This window comes from Oscillibacter sp. CU971 (assembly GCF_905219725.1).
In the GTDB taxonomy this organism is placed as follows: Bacteria; Bacillota; Clostridia; order Oscillospirales; family Oscillospiraceae; genus Oscillibacter.
Genome location: NZ_CAJMXG010000179.1, coordinates 1 through 6,308, shown reverse-complemented (window position 1 = coordinate 6,308; position 6,308 = coordinate 1). Strand labels below are relative to the sequence as shown.

Annotated in this window: 5 protein-coding genes and 1 riboswitch; of the genes, 4 read left to right on the top strand and 1 reads right to left on the bottom strand. The window is 63.5% G+C overall.

Annotation, left to right across the window (positions count from 1 at the left end; translation table 11 throughout):
- Positions 1-142 precede the first annotated feature (142 nt).
- Positions 143-238: riboswitch (purine riboswitch) on the top strand.
- Positions 239-407: 169 nt separating this feature from the next.
- Together JX325_RS11620 and JX325_RS11615 are read left to right on the top strand one after the other, a co-directional pair.
- Positions 408-1,760 carry an 8-oxoguanine deaminase gene (locus JX325_RS11620; RefSeq protein ID WP_204791279.1) on the top strand — a complete coding sequence of 451 codons (1,353 nt, stop codon included), beginning with the start codon at positions 408-410 and terminating at the stop codon, positions 1,758-1,760.
- A 56-nt stretch (positions 1,761-1,816) separates the two neighbouring features.
- Positions 1,817-3,190: a uracil-xanthine permease family protein gene (locus tag JX325_RS11615; protein ID WP_204791278.1), complete on the top strand. Its 1,374-nt coding sequence runs from the start codon at positions 1,817-1,819 to the stop codon at positions 3,188-3,190.
- 37 nt (positions 3,191-3,227) lie between these two features.
- Here the strand turns inward: JX325_RS11615 and JX325_RS11610 are convergent, their stop codons facing one another.
- Entirely contained in the window at positions 3,228-4,067 is an 840-nt protein-coding gene (locus JX325_RS11610) for a DUF368 domain-containing protein (protein WP_204791277.1), read from the bottom strand.
- A 557-nt stretch (positions 4,068-4,624) separates the two neighbouring features.
- Between JX325_RS11610 and JX325_RS11605 the strand changes: the two genes are divergently transcribed.
- Positions 4,625-5,629 (top strand): methionine ABC transporter ATP-binding protein, encoded by a 1,005-nt coding sequence (locus JX325_RS11605; RefSeq protein WP_204791281.1) that lies wholly within the window; start codon positions 4,625-4,627, stop codon positions 5,627-5,629.
- Positions 5,622-6,305 carry a methionine ABC transporter permease gene (locus JX325_RS11600; protein ID WP_374220612.1) on the top strand — a complete coding sequence of 228 codons (684 nt, stop codon included), beginning with the start codon at positions 5,622-5,624 and terminating at the stop codon, positions 6,303-6,305. Before JX325_RS11605 ends, JX325_RS11600 begins: the two co-directional genes overlap by 8 nt.
- Positions 6,306-6,308: the final 3 nt, after the last annotated feature.

Genomic DNA, 6,308 nt, shown 5'->3' with positions numbered 1-6,308 from the left:
ACGGACGGGGGTAAGGGGGGGAGGCCGCTTTGCTTCGCTTGCGGCGGCGGTTGTGGGATTTGTAGAAAATTCCTTGTGTAAAATAGGCGTTTTATGGAATTTGGCGGAGGGCGCTTGACAAGGTTCACCTTTCCGGATATACTGCGGTCTGTAAATACTGGCTTGTATAAGTTCATGATCGGATGAGCGTTTCTACCAACTGCCGTAACAGTTGACTACAAGTTTTTGGGCCTGGCCCTGAAACTTGTGGTCTTTTTGTTCCGGCGGTTTTTTGTTTTCCCCCGCCGGCGGAGGAAGACCGCCGCTCTCCAATACCAGCGGACGCTTTGTGCGCACATGGCGGCTGCTCATGCGCTTATCCTGCCCGTATGATCTCACGCGGAAACCGCGTATTTGGGAGGTAACGCATGAGCAGTCTTTTTGTGAAAAACGCCTCGGCCATCGTCACCTGTGACGAACAGGATACCGTACTGGAAAACGCCGGTATTCTCATTCGGGACGGGGCCGTGGCCTATATAGGGGCTGAATACCACGAGGCGGACGAGGTCCTGGATGCCTCAGGCTGTATTGTCTATCCGGGGCTTATCAATACCCACCATCATCTCTACCAGACCTTCAGCCGGAACCTGCCCCAGGTGCAGAACATGGAGCTGTTCGACTGGCTGAGGACGCTGTATGAGATCTGGAAGAACCTGGACGGCGATGCAATTTACCACAGCTCCATCGTGGGCATGGGGGAGCTGCTGAAAACCGGCTGCACCACCGTCTTTGACCACCACTACGTCTTCCCCGGCGGGGCCGGGGACCNGCTGGAGGCCCAGTTTGCCGCCGCCGGGGACCTGGGGGTGCGGATGGCCGCCTCCCGGGGGAGCATGGACCTGAGCAAAAAGGACGGCGGCCTGCCTCCCGACAGCGTGGTCCAGACCGTGGATGAAATTCTCCGGGACTGCCGGAGGGCGGTGGAGAAGTACCACGACCCCCGGTCCCTCTCTATGCGGACAGTGGCCCTGGCCCCCTGCTCCCCCTTCAGCGTCTCGGCGGAGCTGCTGCGCCAGTCGGCCATTTTGGCCCGGGATCTGGGGGTGCGGCTTCACACCCACCTGTGTGAGACGAAGGACGAGGAGCGTTACGTCCTGGAAAAGCACGGAAAGCGGCCCCTGGCCTATATGGAGGATCTGGGCTGGGTGGGCCCGGACGTGTGGTATGCCCACGGCATCCACTTCAACGATGAAGAATTGAAGCTGCTGGCGGACACGGGCACGGGCGTCGCCCACTGCCCCATCTCCAACATGAAGCTCTCCTCCGGCGTGTGCCGGCTTCCCGAGATGCTGGAGCTGGGGGTTCCCGTGGGCCTGGCTGTGGACGGCAGCGCCAGCAACGACGGGTCTAATCTTCTGGAAGAGCTTCGCGCGGCCTATCTGCTCCATCGTCTGTGCTCCAGCGAGAAGGCCCCCAGCGGGTACGACCTGCTGAAAATCGCCACCCGGGGCAGCGCCCGGGTGCTGGGCCGGGCGGACATCGGCTCCCTGGAGCCCGGCAAGGCCGGGGATCTGTTTATGATCCGCCGGGACCGGCTGGAGCTGGTGGGGGCGGACCTGGACGTCAAGTCCATGCTTGGCACCGTGGGCTTCAAGGGCCCCGTGGACGCCACGGTGGTGAACGGGCGGGTCGTGGTCAAGGACGGCCGCCTCACCGGCATCGACGAGGNAAAAGCGGTCCGAGAGGCCCGGGCCTGCTGCCAAGCGTATTTGAACCGCTGAGTGTATTTTGAAAATCACTCCGCGGGTCTCCCGCGGAGCTACGGGAGGAACACAGCATGAACGCTGATCGAAAAAACACCCGCGAACAGGACCGGAAAATGGTCTATGAGCTGGACGGCCGTCCCAGCCTCTCCACGGCGGTCCCCCTGGGCCTCCAGCATGTGCTGGCCATGTTTACCTCGAACCTGGCCCCCATCCTCATCATCGCCGGGGTCTGCGGACTCTCCGGCGCGGACACGGTGACCATGGTCCAGTGCGCCATGTTCGTCTCCGGCCTCACCACCTTCATCCAGCTTTATCCCCTGCGCCTTGGAAGCAGGTACCAGGTGGGGGCGCGGCTCCCCATTGTCATGGGCACCTCCTTCACCTTCGTGCCCACCGCCTCCGCCGTGGGCGCGGCGGGCGGCATCGGGGCCGTGCTGGGGGGATGCCTGGCAGGCAGCTTAGTGGAGGTCTTCATGGGCTTCTTCTATAANTACANCCGCCGGTTTTTCCCGCCCCTGGTGGTGGGCTGCACGCTGGTGACCATCGGCGTAAACCTGCTGGGTATCGGCGTGGACTACTTTGCCGGAGGCGCGGGAGCGGCGGACTACGGGGCCTTGAAAAATCTGGCCGCGGCCTCCTTCGTGCTGGTCATCGTCATTCTCNTCCAGCGCTTTGGAAAGGGACTGGCAAAGAACGCCGCCATTCTCATCGGGTTAGTGGCGGGCTACATTCTGGCCGCTGTCCTGGGCATGGTGGACACCGCCCCCATCGCGGACGCGGCCTGGTTCGGCCTGCCCCTGCCGATGCAGTTCCAGCTGACCTTCCAGCCCGCCGCCATTATGAGCTTTGCCGCCCTGTTTGTCACCTCCGGTCTGGAGACCATCGGCAACACCTCCGGCATCACCATGGCGGGCTTTGACCGGGAGGCCACGGAGCGGGAGACCTCCGGCGCCATTTTGGCGGACGCCCTGGGCTCCACCACCGCCGCGCTGTTCAATGCACTGCCCAACACGGCCTTCGGCCAGAACGCGGGCATTGTGGCCATGACGCGGGTGGTGAACCGCTGGTGCATCGCCACCGGGGCCTTCATCCTCATGATTTCCGGCTTCTTCCCCAAGCTGGGGGCCATCTTCTCCGCCATACCCAACGCCGTCCTGGGCGGGGCCATCATCACGGTTTTCGGGATGATTCTGATCAACGGCATCAAAATGATTGCCAAGGCGGGCTTCAGTGAGCGGAACATCCTGGTCATGGGCCTGACCTTCGTCTTCGGCATCGGCGTGCCCGCCCACCCGGAGGCCGTGGCCCAGCTCCCCGGCTTCATCCGCTTCATCTTCAACGACGCGGTAACGGCGACCTGCATCGTGGCCCTCATCGCCAACGTCCTTTTCTCCATGAAGGACGCGGCGGACATTGAAAAGGCCAGGGAGGCCATGCTGGGCTGAGGCCCGCAAAAAGCGGCNTGAGGGAGGCGATCCTCCCTCAGGCCGTTTCCGCCTCCCACTTGTCCATCCTCGCCAGGAAGAAGGCCAGGCCAAACCCGGCGGCGGCGCAGAGGGCGGCGAGGGCCATCTCCCCCGCTCCGGTGTACTCCGCGGGAATGATCACCAGGGTGGAGGCGATCACAAAGCCCAAAATCCCGTGGAAGGCCACGGCGTAGTGCCGCCGGAAGAACCAGGTCACCAGCCGGGCCAGCAGGGCGATGGTGAGAAACATCCCCGGCAGGGCGGCGGCGAGGACCAAAAAGTCCAGCCGCGCCAGCCCCTCCAGCATGGGCCGGTAGAGCCCCAGGGCCATCATGACGGAGGAGGAGGTCATGCCGGGGATGACCACCCCCATGCCCCACAGGGCGCCGCAGAAGTTGTACCACCAGAAATTCGGCTCCACCTGGACGTGGACCACCCGGCTGACGTAGAAAAGCCCCGCGAACACCGCCGCCGCGCAGAGGAGGAAGCTCCCCCAGGCGGAGGCGGAGCGGCCCTCCTTCCCCGCCTCCCGGAAGAGGGAGGGGGCCGTCCCCGCGATGAGGCCGATGAACAGCCAATAGGTCACCGCGTCGGAGAGGGTCATGGCGGCGGCGACGCCCTTTGCCACACCCAGAAAGCCCGCCGCCCACCCCAGGCACAGGGGGATCAGCATCCGCCAGTACCGGGGAACCGCCTTCCGCGGCCGGGTCAGCACCTCCATAAAGGGCCGGTAGATGCCGAACACCACCGCCAGCACCCCGCCGGAGACCCCCGGCAGAATGGCCCCCGCGCCAATCAGCGCGCCGCAGAGGAAGTCCCGGAGCCAGTGGGCCCGCCGCCGCTTCCGCTCGTCCATCCTCTCTGTCCCCCCCTCTCTGAACGCCTGAAATCTCATCGGAACATAATAGCAGTTTTGCCGGAGACTTGCAATCCGATTCTTGTTTTCCAGGCAAAATTTCTCCCGGTTTTCCAGGGCCTTTGTGGATTCCGCCGATAATTTCAAGGGGACGGAAGGAGTTTTCTGTGCCCTTCGCCGTTGACAGCGCCGGGCAAACCGTGTAAACTACAAAGCACTTCAACAATTGAAAACCGCAAAGACGATGAAGAGAAGAGTACGCCGGATGAACCGTCAAAGAGAGCCCCGAGAGGTGAAAAGGGGCACGGAGGGACCGGCCGAACATGGTCTTGGAGTTGCGCCGCCGACTGNCCCAGGGGCATAGGCCGCGACGGGAGCGCCCGTGACAGCGCAGGAGTGTGCTGGCACTCTGCAAGGCCGCCTCCGCGAGGGGGTGCGCGAATCAAGGTGGTACCACGGCGCAGTTTTGCGCTCGTCCTTGAAGCTGAACGCTTCAAGGACTTTTTTGTTTTCCTGTGAGTTTTCCGTAAAGGAGCATTGCAATCGTGAGCGAATCCATTATCCAAATCCGGCGTCTGACCAAAAATTTCGGCGGCGGGCCCAACGAGGTCCATGCCCTGAACGACATCAGCCTGGACATTCAGCCGGGGGAGATCTTCGGCATCATCGGCCTCTCCGGCGCGGGGAAATCCACCCTGGTCCGGTGCATGAACCTTCTGGAACGGCCCACCTCCGGCACCGTCCTGGTGGACGGGAAGGACATGACCGCCCTTTCGGAAAAGGAGCTCCGGCTCCAGCGGCGGAAAATCACCATGATTTTTCAAGGCTTCAACCTGCTGATGCAGCGGACCTGCCTGAAAAATGTCTGCTTCCCCATGGAGATCGCCGGGGTCCCCAAGGCCCAGGCGGAAAAGCGGGCGGAGGAGCTTCTCGACCTGGTGGGCCTTCAGGACAAGGCGAATGCCTACCCCGCCCAGCTCTCCGGCGGGCAGAAGCAGCGGGTGGCCGTGGCCCGGGCCCTGGCGACGGACCCCAAGGTCCTCCTCTGCGACGAGGCCACCTCCGCCCTGGACCCCACCACCACCGTCTCCATTCTGGAGCTTTTGAAGGACCTCAACGCCAAGCTGGGCGTCACCGTGGNGGTCATCACCCACCAGATGAGCGTCATTGAGGCCATCTGCTCCCGGGTGGCCATCCTGGACGGCGGCAGCGTCGCCGAGCTGGGGCCGGTGCAGGACATCTTCTCCAATCCCTCCACCGACGCCGCCCGGCGGCTGGTGTACCCCGGCGGAGCCAGCGTCTCCCAGTACCCCGTGGGTACCCGGGCCGCCCGGGTCTCCTNCAACGGCGGCACGGTGAACCAGCCCCTGATTGCCTCCCTTGCCATCGACTGCGGGGTGANGGTCAGCATCCTGGGGGCGGACACCCGCAGCGTAGGCGGCAGGGCCACGGGGACCATGCTGCTGAGCCTCCCCGACGATCCCAACGNGGCCGCCAAGGCCCTGAGCTATATCCGTTCCCAGCCTTACATTACCGTGGAGGAGGTGGAGTACCGTGGCTGAGATTTTCACCGCCGCCTTTTGGGCGGAGTACGGCGGCATTTTGGCCGAGGGCGTCTGGGACACCCTGCTGATGACGGGCCTTTCCACCCTGCTGGCCTATCTCATCGGCCTGCCCATGGGCGTGGTTATGATTCTCACCCAGCCCCACGGCATCCGCCCGAACCGGGCCGTCAACGCGGTTTTGGGCTGGGTCATCAACATCGGCCGGTCCCTGCCCTTCATCATTTTGATGATTGCCCTGTTCCCCTTTACCAAGCTGGTGGTGGGCACGAAAATCGGCATCAAGGGCGCCGTGGTGCCCCTGGTGGTTTCCGCCGCCCCCTTCATCGCCCGGATGGTGGAAACCGCCCTCAGCGAGGTGGACGCGGGCGTCATTGAGGCGGCCCAGTCCATGGGGGCCTCCACCTTCCAGATTGTGTGGAAGGTCTACCTGCCGGAGGCAAAGCCCTCCTTGATTCTGGGGGGGTCTGTGGTCCTCATCGCCATTGTGGGCTACACCGCCATGGCGGGCATCATGGGGGCCGGAGGGCTGGGGGATCTGGCCATCCGGTACGGGCACCAGCGGCACGTCCCCTCGGTGATGTGGGTTACGGTGATTTTCCTCATCATTTTGGTCCAAGTCGTTCAATCCGTTTTCAGCCGCCTGTCGGTGCGCATCGACAAGCGTTTGAAATAAGGG

Excerpts from the sequence above, each read along its gene's own strand:
- JX325_RS11610 (WP_204791277.1), bottom strand. The coding sequence starts at position 4,067 with ATGGACGAGCGGAAGCGGCGGCGGGCCCACTGGCTCCGGGACTTCCTC.